The 572-nt window shown below is 68.4% G+C and carries 2 protein-coding genes; both read left to right on the forward strand.

What is annotated here, in order from left to right:
* The coding region (locus J7643_20015; GenBank protein MBO9542877.1) for a pit accessory protein at positions 1–77 on the forward strand (77 nt) is incomplete at its 5' end.
* Positions 78–264: 187 nt separating this feature from the next.
* A partial coding sequence (locus J7643_20020) for an inorganic phosphate transporter (protein MBO9542878.1) occupies positions 265–572 on the forward strand: 308 nt, incomplete at its 3' end.

The following is a 572-nucleotide window of genomic DNA, read 5'->3' on the forward strand; positions in this document are numbered from 1 at the left end:
AGATCCTGGAGAAGGCCATCGACCGCTGCCGCGAGGCCGGCGTGACCGCGTACCAGATCGTGCTGAAGAATTCGTGATGGGCGTCGCGCGGCTTTCGTATGGGACCGGCTTCGGTGGGCCAGACATCGGCTGCGCCGATGTCCCCCGTGCGTGCTTCCACATCCCCCACCTCGCTGCCCTGCAGCGAGGTCGCCCCCTTGACTCAAGGGGGCTGTGCGCGGGCGAGGTGGCGGCATGGAGTAGTCGACCGAGCGAGGGCGCGCCATGCTGACGCTGGTTCTGGTGGTGGTGTTCGTGGCGCTGGTGTTCGAGTTCATCAACGGCTTCCACGACACCGCCAACTCGATCGCCACGGTGGTGGCGACCAAGGTGCTGTCGCCGGGCGCGGCGGTGTCGCTGGCGGCGGGCATGAACCTGGTCGGCGCGCTGACCGGCACCGCGGTGGCGGCGACGATTGCGACTGGCATCGTCAACACCGACGTGGTCGAGGCCTCCTCGCAGGTGATCCTGTGCGCGCTGCTCGGCGGTATCGCCTGGAACCTGCTGACCTGGTGGTTCGGCCTGCCGTCCTC

Source organism: bacterium (assembly GCA_017744355.1).
GTDB lineage: Bacteria > Cyanobacteriota > Sericytochromatia > S15B-MN24 > UBA4093 > JAGIBK01.